Source organism: Thermococcus sp. ES12 (assembly GCF_012027515.1).
Classification (GTDB): domain Archaea; phylum Methanobacteriota_B; class Thermococci; order Thermococcales; family Thermococcaceae; genus Thermococcus; species Thermococcus barossii.
In genome coordinates this window covers 1-393 of record NZ_SNUP01000132.1, presented here as the reverse complement: position 1 = coordinate 393, position 393 = coordinate 1, and the positions used below count along the sequence as shown (strand labels likewise).

Annotated in this window: 1 pseudogene; it reads left to right on the top strand. The window is 39.7% G+C overall.

Features of this window, described 5'->3' with window-relative positions:
• Nucleotides 1-336 (top strand): annotated as a pseudogene (locus tag E3E37_RS11415) (peptide transporter); the annotation flags it as partial.
• Nucleotides 337-393: the final 57 nt, after the last annotated feature.

Sequence of the window (393 nt, the reverse complement as noted above, 5' to 3'; positions counted from 1 at the left end):
CTCACAGCTGAATTTGATAAAGATTATACAGTCAGCCTATACTTGAGAGCCACAATAATATATTTGGTCAGAACACAAGGAACAAGCAATGAAGACGAAAATGCGGCATTTGAGCCCCACATGGACATCATAAAGTACGTTCCGGTAAAAGAAGGGATCTCAGTTAAAGCTGGTGTGAACACAATAACGGCAGATGTAGAGATGCCCCAGGTCTTTGCTCAGTACATAGAACAGCTCAAGCAGAAATACGGAGCAGATAAAGTGATTGTCAGAGGAAAGAGAATTGAACCAGTGTTTATAGCAGACAAGGAGTATGTCATTTATAAGCAAGGTTAGCCCTTGTCTCTCACTATTTTTATGTCGTCTAGACTTTTTAGTTTTGATCTTTGAACT